Origin of the sequence: Nocardioides sp. ChNu-99 (assembly GCF_029493445.1) — a bacterium.
In the GTDB taxonomy this organism is placed as follows: Bacteria; Actinomycetota; Actinomycetes; order Propionibacteriales; family Nocardioidaceae; genus Nocardioides.
The window spans coordinates 1-12,794 of record NZ_JAHWBL010000083.1; the positions used below are offsets into that span (position 1 = coordinate 1).

Sequence of the window (12,794 nt, forward strand, 5' to 3'; positions counted from 1 at the left end):
CACGACGCCCCCGGCCGCGGCCGGCGTCCGGGCCGCCGCCGTCGAGGCGTGGGGCGAGCACGAGCACGGGGCGGCGTTCTGCGAGCACCTCGCCGGGGGCGAGGCCGTCCGCGCTGTCTGGTCGGCGCCCCCGGCCACCGACTGGCCGCGGCTGGTCGCGCTCGCGGCCGCGACGGCGTACGCCGCGGGCCGGGGCGTGCTCGTCTGCGTGCCCGACGGCAAGGACGTGGACCGCGTCGACGCGGCGCTCACCGCCGTGCTGGGCCAGGGCCACCACGTCAGCCTCCGCGCGGACGCCGGGCCCGCGGCGCGCTACCGCGACTTCCTCGCCGTCAGCCGCGGCGCGCGGCGCGTCGTGGTCGGCACGCGGGGGGCGATCTGGGCGCCCGTGCACGACCTCGGGCTCGTGGTGGTCTGGGACGACGGCGACGACCTCCACGCGGAGCCGCGGGCGCCGTACCCCCACGTGCGCGAGGTCGCGGTGCTGCGGGCCGAGCAGAGCGGGGCGGCGGCGCTGCTGGGCGGGCACGCCTGCTCGGTCGAGGCGCGGCAGCTGCTGGCGCAGGGGTGGGCGCAGCCGGTCGCGCTGCCCCGGGCGGTGCTGCGCGAGCGGGTCCGGGTGCGGGTGGCCGGGGCGACCGACCGCGAGCTCGAGCGCGACCCGTACGCCCGCACCACCCGGCTGCCGACGGCCGCCCGCGACGCGCTGCGCGCGGGGCTGGCGACCGGCCCGGTACTGGTGCAGACCCCGCGGTCGGGCTACGCGGCGAGCCTCGCCTGCGAGCGCTGCCGCACCCCGGCCCGCTGCACGCGCTGCACGGGCCCGCTGCAGCAGCGCGCCGCCACCGAGCCGCCCGCCTGCCGGTGGTGCGGCACCGCGGCGCCGCAGTGGGCGTGCGGCACGTGCGGGCACCGCGGGCTGCGGGCGCCGGTGCTGGGCGAGACCCGCACGGCGGAGGAGCTGGGGCGTGCGTTCCCGGCCGTGCCGGTGCGCACCTCGGCCGGCGACCGCGTGCTCGCGACGGTGCCCGCGACCCCGGCCCTGGTCGTCGCCACGCCGGGCGCGGAGCCGGCCGCCGAGGGCGGGTACGCCGCCGTGGCGCTGCTCGACACCTGGCTGGCGCTCGCCCGCGTCGACCTGCGGACGGGGGAGGAGGCCCTGCGGCGGTGGATGAACGCGGCGGCCCTCGTGCGTCCCGGCGGGGAGGTCGTGGCCGTGGGGGACCCGGCCGAGCCCGTGCTGCAGGCGCTCGTGCGCTGGGACCCGGCGGGGTACGCCGATCGCGAGGCCGCCGACCGCGTCTCCGCCCGCCTGCCCCCGGGCACGCGCCTGGCGAGCGTCACCGGGGAGCCCGACGCCGTCGAGGTGTTCCTCCAGCACCTGCGGGTGCCGCCGCCGGTCGAGGTGCTCGGCCCCGTGCCGGTGCCGGCCGCGCCCCGCGGCGGGCCGGTCGAGGAGCCCGAGGTCCGGGCCGTCGTGCGCGTGCCGCTGGCCGCGAGCCGGGCCCTGGAGGACGCGCTGGGCGTCGCCGTGCGGGAGCGCTCGGCGCGCAAGCTGGCCGCCGTACGGGTGCAGGTCGACCCGCCGTCGCTCTGACCTCCCCCACGGGCCAGAGCGACGGTGGGCGACGGGCGGGGGCCGTCAGTCGCCGACGGCGTCGACGCCCCGACGCACGACCAGCGGGTCGGGCTCGCCGACGACGGCGTGGTCCTTGCCGTCGTACTCGACGGTGGACAGGAAGTGGCGCAGGGCCTCGAGCCGGGCGCGCTTCTTGTCGTTGGACTTGATGGTCGTCCAGGGCGCGACGTCGGTGTCGGTGCGCAGGAGCATCGCCTCCTTCGCCGCCGTGTAGGCGTCCCACCGGTCGAGGGACTGCAGGTCCATCGGCGACAGCTTCCACTGCCGGACGGGGTCGACCTGGCGGATGATGAAGCGCGTGCGCTGCTCCGACTGGGTGACGGAGAACCAGAACTTCGTGAGGTGCACGCCGCTCTCCGCGAGCATCTGCTCGAAGACGGGCGCCTGGCGCATGAAGAGCTCGTACTCGTCGTCGGTGGCGAAGCCCATGACGCGCTCGACGCCGGCGCGGTTGTACCAGCTGCGGTCGAAGAGAACGAGCTCGCCGGCGGTCGGGAGGTGCTGCACGTAGCGCTGGAAGTACCACTGGTGCTGCTCGCGGTCGCTGGGCTTGCCCAGCGCGACCGTGCGGGCGTGGCGGGGGTTGAGGTGCTCCATGAAGCGCTTGATCGTGCCGCCCTTGCCGGCGGCGTCGCGGCCCTCGAACACGATGACGTGCTTCGCGCCGGTCGCGCCCTGCCAGCGCTGGAACTTCAGCAGCTCGACCTGCAGCGCGTACTTCTGCTCGTCGTACTCCTCGCGGCCCAGCCGCTCGTCGTACGGGTAGTTCTCCCGCCACGTGTCGACGGCGCGCCCCTGCGGGTCGATGAGGACCGGGTCGTCGTCGTGGTCCTCCCCGAGGGCGTAGCCCTCCACCTGCAAGCGGTCGATGTAGGCCCGGACGTCGTCCAGCACCTCGCGCGTCACCACCGGTGGTCCCCTCCCTGCGTCGTCGGCCGCGCACGCCTGCGCACGGCCCGCGCACGTTAGGGGTGGGGGGTGAACGGTCGGTGTCCGGTCGGTGGCCCGGCGGGTGGCCGGGAGCGGTGCGGCGGGCTCCTACACTGGTCCGGTGGCGATCCAACCCATCCGGCTCTTCGGCGACCCCGTGCTGCGCCGCCGCGCGAGCGAGGTCACCGACTTCGACCGCGAGCTGCGCACGCTCGTGCAGGACCTGACCGACACCATGCTCGAGGCCCCCGGCGCCGGGCTGGCGGCCCCGCAGATCGGGGTGAGCGTCCGGGTCTTCACCTGGAACGTCGACGGCGAGCTCGGGCACCTGGTGAACCCGACCCTGGAGCTGTCGGAGGAGGAGCAGGTGGCGCTCGAGGGCTGCCTGTCGCTGCCGGAGCTCACCTTCGAGTGCCGCCGCGCACTGTCGGTCGTGGCCCACGGGTTCGACATGCACGGCGAGCCGGTCACCGTCCGCGGCTCGGAGTTCCTGGCGCGCGCCATCCAGCACGAGACCGACCACCTCGACGGCGTGCTCTTCATCGACAAGCTCGACGCCGAGGCCCGCAAGGCCGCGATGAAGGAGATCCGCGAGGCCGAGTGGTTCGGGCTGGAGAAGCCGACCGTCAAGGTCTCGCCCCACCCGACCGGCCCGTTCGGCCGCTGAGCCCGCACCCCACCCGCACCCCTCACGCACCTCACCCCGACACAGGAGCACCCCCCGCCCCATGCGCGTCGTCTTCGCCGGCACCCCCGAGGTCGCCGTCCCCGCCCTCAACGCCATCGCCGAGTCGGCGCACGAGCTGGTCGGGGTGGTGACGCGTCCCGACGCCCCGTCGGGGCGGGGCCGCAAGCTGGTCGCGAGCCCGGTCGCGCAGCGCGCCGAGGAGCTGGGCGTGCCCGTGCTCAAGCCGGAGCACCCGCGCGACCCGGAGTTCCAGGCCGAGCTCGCCGCCCTGCGCCCGGACGCCTGCCCCGTGGTCGCGTACGGCGCGCTGCTGCCCCAGTCGGCGCTCGACCTGGTGCCGCACGGCTGGATCAACCTGCACTTCTCGGTGCTGCCCTCCTGGCGCGGTGCGGCGCCGGTGCAGCACGCGGTGTGGGCGGGCGACGAGGTCACGGGGGCCACGACCTTCCGCATCGTCAAGGCCCTCGACGCCGGTCCGACGTTCGGCGTGATGACCGAGCGGATCCGCCCGGGGGACACCTCCGGCGACCTGCTGGCGCGCCTGGCCGAGGGTGGCGCGGGCCTGCTCGTCGCGACGCTGGACGGCATCGAGGACGGGTCGCTCGAGGCGCGGGAGCAGCCCGAGGAGGGCGTGTCGTTCGCGCCGAAGATCGCCGTCGAGGACGCGCAGGTCGACTGGAACGAGCCCGCGGTCGCCGTCGACCGGCGCATCCGCGCCTGCACGCCGGCCCCCGGCGCCTGGTCCACCCAGCTCGTCGACGGCGAGTCGCAGCGCATCAAGCTCGGGCCCGTCACCATCGACGCCGAGCGTCCCGCGCTCGCGCCGGGCGAGCTCGAGGTGACCAAGAACGCGGTGTTCGTAGGGACCGGCACCCACCCGGTGCGCCTCGGCGAGGTCAAGGCCTTCGGCAAGAAGCAGATGGCGGCGGCCGACTGGGCCCGCGGGGTGCGCCTGGAGTCCGGCGCCCGGTTCGGGGTCTGAGCACCGTGGCCTCCCGCGCCGAGGGGCCCGAGGCGGCGGCCGAGGACGCTCGTCCGGCGACCGCCGACGACGTCCACGCGCTCTGCCGCGCGCTGCCGCACGTTACCTACGGCACCTCGTGGGGCGACATGCCCACCTACCTCGTCTCGGACCCCGCGACGAAGGCCCGCCCCCGCGGCTTCTGCGGGTGGCGCCCGCCCGGGCCGACGGCGCTCGACCCCGCCACCGGCGCGCCGTACGAGGACCTGCTCGTGCTGTGGGCCGCCGACCAGGGCGCCAAGGCGGCGCTCGTGGCGGCCGACGGCCCGTTCTTCACCGTGCCCCACCTCGACGGCCACGACGGGGTGCTGGTGCAGGAGTCGCGGCTGGGGGAGATCACGCGCGGCGAGCTGCGCGAGGTGCTGACCGAGTCGTGGCTGCGCAACGCCCCGCCGAAGCTGGTGCGTGCGTTCACGGGGGGCGAGCGTGGCTGACCCGCGACGACGTCCGGGCGGGCGCGGCAACGGCCCCCGCTCGGGAGGCCGTACCCCCGCTGCCCGGCGCACCGCCGACCCGGCCCGGCTCGCGGCGTACGACGTGCTCGTCGCCGTCCGCGTCGAGGGGGCCTACGCCAACCTCGTGCTGCCCGACGTGCTGCGCAAGCACGGCCTGAGCGGGCGCGACGCCGGCTTCGTCACCGAGCTCGCGGCGGGCACGCTGCGCCGGCAGGGCACGTACGACGCGATCGTCGCCGCCTGCGTCGACCGGCCGCTGGCGAAGGTCGAGGCCAAGGTGCTCGACGCGCTGCGGCTCGGCGGTCACCAGCTGCTGTCGATGCGCGTGCCCGCGCACGCGGCGATCTCCACCACCGTCGACCTCGTCCGCGCCCGCGTCGGGCAGGGGCCGGCGGGCTTCACCAACGCCGTGCTGCGGCGGGTCGGCGAGCACGACCTCGCCGGCTGGGTGCGACGCGTCGCCCCCGACCCGACGACCGACCCCGTGGGGTTCGCGGCCGTCGCCCACAGCCACCCGCGCTGGGTGGTGGCGGCGCTGGCGGACAGCCTGGCGCGCTCCGGGCGACCGGACGACCTCGACGCACTGCTGAGTGCCGACAACCTCGCGCCCGGCGTCACGCTCGTCGCCCGCCCCGGCCGGATCGGACGGGACGAGCTGGTCGAGCAGACCGGGGGCACGGCCACCGTGCTGTCGCCGTACGGCGTCGCCCTGCCCGGCGGCGACCCCGGCGCGCTCGCGGCCGTCGCCGGCGGTGACGCCGGGGTGCAGGACGAGGGGTCGCAGCTCGTGGCGGTCGCACTCGCCGCCGCGGTCGTCGAGGGCCGGGACGAGCGGTGGCTCGACCTCTGCGCCGGGCCCGGCGGCAAGGCGGCGCTGCTCGCGGCACTCGCCGGCTCCCGTGGCGCGCGGCTCGTTGCGAACGAGGCGCAGGAGCACCGCACCGAGCTCGTACGGCGCGCCCTCTCCCTGCCCGACGGCTCGCTCGCCCCGGGGGTCGAGGCCGTCGTCACGGGCGACGGCACGGCGCCGGTGTGGGAGCCGGGGTCGTTCGACCGCGTGCTCGTCGACGCCCCGTGCTCGGGTCTGGGTGCGCTGCGCCGGCGGCCCGAGTCGCGGTGGCGGCGCCAGCCGTCCGACCTGCGCGACCTCGTGCCGCTGCAGGAGCGGCTGCTCGACGCGGCGCTCACCGTGGTGCGGCCGGGCGGCGTCGTGGTCTACGCGACGTGCTCGCCGGTGCCCGCGGAGACGGTCGAGGTCGTCGACGGCGTGCTCGGTCGGCGCGACGACGTCGACGCCGAGGACGCCACCGCGCTGCTCCCCGGCGTCGCCGCCGCCCGCGGCCCGGCCCTGGCCGACGGCACCCCCACCGTGCAGCTGTGGCCGCACGAGCACCGCACCGACGCCATGTTCGTCGCCCTGCTGCGGCGGCGCTGACGGGCGGGGTCGGCGGCGGTGGGTCGCGGTGTCAGCGGTAGTGGACAGCTACCGCTCGTACCGCGACTCCTGATCCGTGCGGCCGAGCCGGTACGCCGGGAGTCGACCTGGTCGCGCGCCTCGCGCCGGTGGTCGAGGTGGCCGCCCCGGCAGCCCTCGAAAACCACGCCTGGACCTGCGCCCGGGGATTGGGTCGTCCGGTGGTTGAGGTGGCCGCGCCAGCGGCCCTCGAAACCACGCCTGGCGTGCCGGTGGCCCCGCCACGTGGTGCTGGGGCGGCGGGGTCGGCGCTGGTGGCGGTGCTAGTCGAGTGGTGTGGTGCCGGTGGGGTCGACGGCGTAGCGGAGCCCGTGGGGGCTGGTCCAGAGGTAGGTGCCGTGGGGGTCGCGGTGGTAGCGCCATCGCCGGTCGGGCGGGTCACTGCCAGGTGGGCTCGACCCGGTCGGCGAGGGGTGGGTCTTGGCCCTGTGTTCGCCTCGGCAGAGCGGCGCGAGGTTGCTGGTGGATGTCTGCCCGGCACCGGGTGCCGTTTCCCACCGGTAGGGCTGGGTGTGGTTGAGGTCGAGCCCTCGTGCTGGTCGGCTGCAGTAGGGGAACGCGCAGGTGGGCCGGTCGAGCCGGACACGTTCGGCGATGCGGTCGGGGACCTCGTACGCATCCACCGCCACGTGCTGGTTCAGGTCGATGACGGGCTTGACGGTGATCTTCGTGCCCGGCGTGCGGCACCAGTCGCGGACCTGGTCGGCGGTGACCATCCCTCGGGTGTTCTCGAGGCGGGCAAGGTCGATCCCGACGCCACCGGTCGCGGTGTCGACGCCGGGCCCCGCCGCCAAGTCGTCGCCGGAGCGCTGGGCGGTGACGGCGGCGTCGCTGAGGTGGACGTAGAGCACGACCTGCCGCGCAGGTGTCCGGGTGGAGCCCACCGGCGTCTCGTCGTTCGTCGGGTCGGCGCCGTGGAGGTCGAGTGCGGTCTGGCGTCGTGCGAGTTCGCCGAGGGCCATGGAGCGGCGGACGTCGAGGGCGGCGTCGCAGCCCGCGGCGGCGAGGTCGGCGGCCACGCGCTGGACGGCGTTGTTCAGGTCGAGGGCGTCGGCGATGTCGAGGGTGCCGTGGACGGGGACGACGCCGGTCCACGGTGAGCCCGCGTCGCTGGGGGTGGTCTCGATGGTGAAGTACCGGCCGGCGTCTGCGTCCGCCCGGTCCAGCTCGGCGTTCTCGGGGTCGAACCGGGCTACCGCTTCGGCGACGAGGCGCTCGACGGTCGGCATCGTGGCGCGGTGCGCGACCGGCGCCAGGTTGCGATCGACGAAGTCCGCACCCTCGGGCGTGAGGTTGCGGGTGAGGGCGGCGATCTTCCGTGCCCGCCAGACCGGCAGCGATCGCTTCTGCGTCAGGGGGTCGGCCCCGGCGAGGACACGGTCCCAGAGGCGGGGGAGGCGGTGGCGCAGCTCGATGGCGTCACCGACGAGCGGGCGGCCGGAGGTGACGGAGCGGCCGAGGGCTGCGGAGATCTCGTAGAGGCAGAACTCCGAGACAAGGGGGGCGCCGGGTCCGCCGAGCTCGAGGAACCGGTCGCCACCCGGTACCGAGCTGGGGTCCTCATGCCAGAGCCCGAGCGGGCCGATGGGGTCACCCACCACCCCGTCGGTGTGGGCGTCAGCCCAGTCCGCGACCGCGACGAACGCCGCCACCTCCGCCGCGCGCTGAGCCGCTGCAGCGGCTCGGGCGGTCGCGAGCAGCGCGGTCGAGTCGATGGCCGGAGGGGCCTCGACGACGGCGGTGCTCGGGTGGCTCATGCCGACAACGCTAGGGGCGACCACCGACAGTTTCGGGTCCGAGAGCGGGGGCTGGGGAAAGAAGATCTAGGAGTCTGAGCGTCGCCACAGCACCCGGCCGGCAACCGTCCTCGAGGTGGTTTCGAGGGCCGCTGGGGCGGCCACCTCAACCACCGAAGCGGAGTGCCCCCGCCACCGACACCGCGCCGACACCGCCGACGTCCCGCCCCGACGCCCTCACTCCAGGACGTGCCTCAGGTACCTCCCCGGGGCGTCGAGGAACCGCTTCCAGTGCTCGACCAGCTCGAGGTCGTCCCACGTCGTCTCCCGCATTCCCCACGGACCCAGCTCGAGGATGCGGGCGCCGGGGAGGGAGGCGAGGACGGGGGAGTGCGTCGCGCAGACGACCTGCGCCCGCGACGCAACGAGCTCGGCCAGACGGCCGATGAACCCCAGGGTGGCGGAGAACGAGAGCGCGGCTTCCGGCTCGTCGAGGCAGTAGAACCCCGGCCCGTCGAGATGGGTGCGAGAGACCTCGAGGAAGGACTCACCGTGGCTCATGAGGTGGTACTCGGACGCCCGCCGCGGTCCGCGGGCGTCGGGGTCGATCGTCGACTCGTTGAACGTGTACCACCCGTGCATCGTCTCGGCCCGCAGGAAGAAGCCCCACCGGCCCGAACCGATCCCGCGCTGGACCCGCAGCGATCGGGCGAGGGCTGACTCGCTGCGCCAGGTCGCGCGACCGCCCTGCGTCGAGCCACCTTCCGGTGGTAGCCCGTACGCCTCCGCCAGCGCCTCGACGATCGTCGACTTGCCCGAGCCGTTCTCCCCTACGAGGAACGTCACGCCGGGCGCGGGGTCGAAACCGTCCCGCACGAGCTGCGCCACGGCCGGCACCGTCAGCGGCCAGACGCCCGGTTCGGGGGGCGGCCGCTCGGGATCCACCGCGACCCGCACCACCGGTGGCTGGTCGAACCGCATTTCGCCTCCTCGCCGCCGGCCCACCCCGAGCCGGCACCCGGCGACCACCTTGCCGCACCCCACCGACGGTGCCGGGCGCCGTACTGGTCGGGGGCCGCCCAGCGACTCAGCCGCGGGCCTCCGCCTCCGCCTCGGCCTCCGCGGCGCGGATCGCGGCGGTCCCGAGCCGCCGGAGGGCCACCGGCACGAGCACGAGGTGGCCGGCGGCAGCGAGGAGGAACGGCGCCCGCAGCGCCCACTCGCGGTCGCCGACGGCGTCGAGGGCCACGACGACCGCGCCGCCGAGCAGGCTGCCGACGGCCATCATCCCCCAGCCGAAGAACCGGTAGACGGAGTTGACCCGGCCCAGCAGGTGGTCGGGGATGATCCGCTGGCGCAGCGACACGGTGACGACGTTCCACAGCACGACGAAGAGGCCGGTGACCACGCCCATCGCCCAGAACAGCACGGGCGACGACGTCAGTCCCGTCACCAGCAGCACGAGCGCGGAGCCCACGACGGAGACCAGCAGCGACGGTCCCGGGCCGAGCCGCGCCACCACCCGGTCCACGACCAGTGACGCGGCGACCGCGCCGACCGCCGTACCCGTCGTGACCAGCCCGAACGCCCAGCCGTCGAGCACACCGAGCACCTCCTGCACGAACAGCACGAGCGTCACGAACGCTGCGGTCGTCAGCAGGTTCATCGCGGCGAGCATGAACGCGAGCGTGCGCAGCAGGCGGTGCCGCCACAGCCAGCCGAACCCCTCGGCCAGCTCGCGGCGCCAGTCCGGGACAGCGGGGGCGACCCCGGGTACGGCGGGTGCCCGCCGCGGCCGGAAGTCGCCACGCAGGCCCAGCACCAGCAGCGCGCTGAGCGCGAGCAGCCCGGCGTTGGCGGCGAACGGCACGACGAGGGCCAGGCCGAGGAGCAGCCCGGCCAGGGGCGGCCCGACGAAGTTGTTCATCGTGCTCTCCACCGCCCACAGCCGCCCGTTGGCGCGCTCGAGGTGGGCACGGTCGACGACCGCGGGCAGGAGCGTCTGCGCCGCGTTGTCCCGCAGCACCTCGGCGAAGCCCAGCAGCAACGAGACGACCCCCAGCACGACGAGCAGCAGGGGCGCGGCGTCGGGCGCGGGCGCACCCGCGGCGAGCTCGGCCGGGGTCGGCAGCGACGCCTGGTGCAAGGCGACGACGGCGGCGAGCAGCGCGACGGCGACGCACCGCACCGCGTCCATCGACCCGACGAGCAGCCGGCGGTCGACCCGGTCGGTCAGCACGCCGGCCAGCAGGGTGAACACCAGCCACGGCAGCCGCGACGCCAGGCCGAGCAGCGTGATGACGAACGGGTCGCGGGTCAGCGACGACGCGAGCCACAGGACGGCGACCACCATGAGGCCGTCACCGAGGTTCGCGGCGGCCGACGACGCCAGCACGCGCCGGTAGCGCGCCCCCAGCCCGCGCCCCGCCGTCGGGGGCGCGGCCGCGTCGGCGCTCACGCCTCCTCCCCGGGGGCGGGTAGGCCGCGGGTCGGGTAGATGCCGGCCACGACGGCGTACGTCGTGCCTCCCTCCGCGGGCTGCGCCGCGAACTCCGTGACGAGGTCGCCGAGCCGCCGGTCCCACTCCTCGGCGCGCTCGCGGGGGATGCGGGCCTGGCGCAGGTACGCCGTGGCGGGCCACGTCTCCGCGCGCCCGTCGCCACCGGCACCTCCACCGGCACCTCCACCGGCACCTCCATCGGCGCTCCCGTCCGCACCCCCCTCGGGCACGGCGCCCATCTCGGCGGCCGCGCGCTGCAGGAGGCGCTGCTGCCAGCCCACCGCCTCGCCCACGGGGTGGTAGAGGAAGGTCCGCGCGGTGCGGCCGTAGTAGCGCGCCTCCAGCGCCCGCACCCGCTCGGTGCGCACGACCCGCACGAGCCCGGCGCGCTCGAGCGTCTTGAGGTGGTGGCCCACCGTGCCCTTCGGGCGTCCGAGCACCTCGGCCAGCTCCGACGTGGTCGCCGCGCGGTCGAGCAGGAGCGTCACGATCCGGGTGCGGGTCTCCTCGAAGAGGGCGCGGTACTGCTCCGGGTCGGTCACCACGAGCTCGTCGGCGAGGTCGTAGTCGGGCGAGGAGCGGTCGGGCGCAGAACGGTCGGCCATGGCCGTATGGTCGGGAACTGCCGACCATTCCGTCAAGGGGGACCGCTCGGCTACGTTGGCGCTCGTGCCGTCGAAGTCGCCGTCCGTCGAGGTCGAGGTGGGCTCCCGCGTCGTGCGGGTCAGCAACCCCGACCGGGTCTACTTCCCGGAGTCCGGGGCCACGAAGCTGGACGTGGTGGAGTACTACCTGGCCGTCGCCGACGGCATCACCGGCGCGCTGCTCGAGCGCCCCTGCATGCTCCACCGCTTCCCCAAGGGGCTGGCCGGCGACAAGGTGCACCAGAAGCGGCTGCCGGCCGGCGCGCCCGACTGGGTCGAGACCGTCGAGCTGTTCTTCCCGCGCTGGGGCCGCACGGCCGACGAGCTGTGCGTGACGGAGCCGGCCGCGGTGATCTGGGCCGTGCAGATGTCGACGGTCGAGTTCCACCCCTGGAACAGCCGGCGCGGCCAGGTGGAGCAGCCCGACGAGTGGCGCATCGACCTCGACCCGGGGGACGCCTGCGACTACGCCACCGTGCAGCGCGTCGCGGCGGTGGCCCACGAGGTGCTCGACGAGCTCGGCGCGGTCGGCTACCCCAAGACGAGCGGCTCGAAGGGCCTGCACGTCTACGTGCGGATCCCGCCCACCCACGGCTTCGCCGACGTACGACGCGCCGCCCACGCCTTCGCCCGCGAGGTCGAGCGCCGCACCGACGACGTGACGACCGCGTGGTGGCGCAAGGACCGCGACCCGGCGAAGGTCTTCGTCGACTACAACCAGAACACCCGCGACCACACGATCGCGGCGGCGTACTCCCTGCGCGGCCTGCCCGACGCCCGCGTCTCGACCCCGCTGCGCTGGGACGAGGTCGCCGACGCCGACCCGCGCGACCTGACGCTGGCCACCGTGCCCGCCCGCTTCGCCGAGCTCGGCGACCTGCACGCGGGGCTGCACGCCGACGAGCACGTCTTCGACATCGCGCCCCTGCTCGAGTGGGCCGACCGGGACGAGGCCGAGGGCGCGGCGCCCCCGCCCGACGACGAGGCCTGAGCACCCCTAGGATCGCCCCCCGTGGGCATCCAGATCACGCCGAGCATCCTCAACGCCGACTTCGCCGCGCTGGGCGCGGAGGTCGCACGCATCCCGAGCGCCGACATGGTCCACGTCGACGTGATGGACAACCACTTCGTGCCGAACCTGACCTTCGGCCCGACGATGGTCGAGGCCCTGGCGCGCGCGACCGACCTGCCGCTCGACGCGCACCTCATGATCGCGGACCCCGACCGCCACGCCCCGACGTACGTCGAGGCCGGCTGCGCCTCGGTGACGTTCCACGTCGAGGCCGCCGCCGCGCCCGTGCGCCTGGCGCGCGAGATCCGCGCCGCGGGCGGCCGGGCGAGCATGGCGCTGAAGCCGGCCACCCCCGTCGAGCCCTACGCCGACATGCTCGGCGAGCTGGACATGCTGCTGCTCATGACGGTCGAGCCCGGGTTCGGCGGCCAGAAGTTCCTCGACCTCGTGCTCCCCAAGATCCGCCGCGCCCGGGCGCTCCTCGACGCCCGGGGCGTGGAGTGCGCCCTCCAGGTCGACGGCGGCGTGTCGTTGGAGACCATCGAGCGGTGCGCCGCGGCCGGGGCGGACGTGTTCGTCGCCGGCAGCGCCGTCTACTCCGCCGACGACCCCGACGCCATGATCGGCGCCCTGCGCGCCGCGGGCGATGCCGCGCGCGCCGCGGGCGACGCCGCCCGCGCCCCGGCCTGACCCCC

Annotated in this window: 12 protein-coding genes; 7 read left to right on the forward strand and 5 right to left on the reverse strand. The window is 75.6% G+C overall.

Annotation, left to right across the window (positions count from 1 at the left end; all coding sequences use genetic code 11):
* Positions 1 to 1,597: primosome assembly protein PriA (locus KK617_RS17605; protein ID WP_277501479.1), on the forward strand; the 1,597-nt coding region annotated here is incomplete at its 5' end.
* 45 nt (positions 1,598 to 1,642) lie between these two features.
* Here the strand turns inward: KK617_RS17605 and ppk2 are convergent.
* The gene (gene ppk2, locus KK617_RS17610; protein ID WP_277501480.1) at positions 1,643 to 2,548 is read right to left on the reverse strand and encodes a polyphosphate kinase 2; all 906 of its coding nucleotides are present in this window, start codon (positions 2,546 to 2,548) and stop codon (positions 1,643 to 1,645) included.
* Between the two features lie 142 nt (positions 2,549 to 2,690).
* On the opposite strand from ppk2, the gene def reads away from it, so the two are divergent.
* The 4 genes from def to KK617_RS17630 all read left to right on the forward strand — a co-directional run bounded on the left by def (position 2,691) and on the right by KK617_RS17630 (position 6,168).
* Complete coding sequence (gene def, locus KK617_RS17615; RefSeq protein WP_277501482.1) at positions 2,691 to 3,236, forward strand: peptide deformylase; 546 nt, start codon at positions 2,691 to 2,693, stop codon at positions 3,234 to 3,236.
* A gap of 61 nt (positions 3,237 to 3,297) precedes the next feature.
* Complete coding sequence (gene fmt / locus KK617_RS17620) at positions 3,298 to 4,239, forward strand: methionyl-tRNA formyltransferase (RefSeq protein WP_277501483.1); 942 nt, start codon at positions 3,298 to 3,300, stop codon at positions 4,237 to 4,239.
* A 5-nt stretch (positions 4,240 to 4,244) separates the two neighbouring features.
* Positions 4,245 to 4,712 (forward strand): hypothetical protein, encoded by a 468-nt coding sequence (locus KK617_RS17625; RefSeq protein ID WP_277501484.1) that lies wholly within the window; start codon positions 4,245 to 4,247, stop codon positions 4,710 to 4,712.
* The gene (locus KK617_RS17630) at positions 4,705 to 6,168 is read left to right on the forward strand and encodes a transcription antitermination factor NusB (protein ID WP_277501485.1); all 1,464 of its coding nucleotides are present in this window, start codon (positions 4,705 to 4,707) and stop codon (positions 6,166 to 6,168) included. Before KK617_RS17625 ends, KK617_RS17630 begins: the two co-directional genes overlap by 8 nt.
* Positions 6,169 to 6,470: 302 nt before the next feature.
* On the opposite strand, the gene KK617_RS17635 is transcribed toward KK617_RS17630, so the two are convergent.
* From KK617_RS17635 to KK617_RS17650, 4 genes are all read right to left on the reverse strand, one after another.
* Positions 6,471 to 7,964 (reverse strand): HNH endonuclease signature motif containing protein, encoded by a 1,494-nt coding sequence (locus KK617_RS17635; RefSeq protein ID WP_277501486.1) that lies wholly within the window; start codon positions 7,962 to 7,964, stop codon positions 6,471 to 6,473.
* A gap of 216 nt (positions 7,965 to 8,180) precedes the next feature.
* Positions 8,181 to 8,924, reverse strand: coding sequence for an AAA family ATPase (locus KK617_RS17640; RefSeq protein WP_277501487.1), 744 nt, complete (start codon positions 8,922 to 8,924; stop codon positions 8,181 to 8,183).
* Between the two features lie 106 nt (positions 8,925 to 9,030).
* The gene (locus tag KK617_RS17645; protein ID WP_277501490.1) at positions 9,031 to 10,401 is read right to left on the reverse strand and encodes an MFS transporter; all 1,371 of its coding nucleotides are present in this window, start codon (positions 10,399 to 10,401) and stop codon (positions 9,031 to 9,033) included.
* Positions 10,398 to 11,048, reverse strand: a complete 651-nt coding sequence (locus KK617_RS17650; protein WP_277501492.1) for a winged helix-turn-helix domain-containing protein — start codon at positions 11,046 to 11,048, stop codon at positions 10,398 to 10,400. The genes KK617_RS17645 and KK617_RS17650 overlap by 4 nt, the downstream gene beginning before the upstream one ends.
* A 64-nt stretch (positions 11,049 to 11,112) precedes the next feature.
* On the opposite strand from KK617_RS17650, the gene ligD reads away from it, so the two are divergent.
* Complete coding sequence (gene ligD, locus KK617_RS17655) at positions 11,113 to 12,078, forward strand: non-homologous end-joining DNA ligase (RefSeq protein WP_277501493.1); 966 nt, start codon at positions 11,113 to 11,115, stop codon at positions 12,076 to 12,078.
* Positions 12,079 to 12,099: 21 nt separating this feature from the next.
* Entirely contained in the window at positions 12,100 to 12,789 is a 690-nt protein-coding gene (rpe, locus tag KK617_RS17660; RefSeq protein WP_277501495.1) for a ribulose-phosphate 3-epimerase, read from the forward strand.
* Positions 12,790 to 12,794 lie beyond the last annotated feature (5 nt).